The following is a 229-nucleotide window of genomic DNA, read 5'->3' on the forward strand; positions in this document are numbered from 1 at the left end:
CGGCCTCGACCGACAGCGTGTGCGAGAGCCGCAGCCCGAGCCGGGCGCGGGCCGCCCGGACGTTGGCGAGTTCCTCGGCGACGTCGGGCACGACGCGCTTGGCGGCGTCAGTCGGGGTCGAGGCGCGCAGGTCGGCGACCTCGTCGAGGATCGGGCGGTCGGCCTCGTGCCCGATCGCCGAGACGATCGGGGTCGACGCCGAGGCCGCGGCACGGACGAGTCCTTCGTC

Annotated in this window: 1 protein-coding gene; it reads right to left on the bottom strand. The window is 76.0% G+C overall.

All coding sequences use genetic code 11. The features are described 5' to 3' along the window. On the bottom strand, nucleotides 1–229 hold a 229-nt coding region (locus BIU89_RS15315; RefSeq protein WP_302847413.1), incomplete at both ends, for an exodeoxyribonuclease VII large subunit.

The organism is Curtobacterium sp. MCBA15_005, from assembly GCF_001864855.1.
GTDB classification, from domain to species: domain Bacteria; phylum Actinomycetota; class Actinomycetes; order Actinomycetales; family Microbacteriaceae; genus Curtobacterium; species Curtobacterium flaccumfaciens.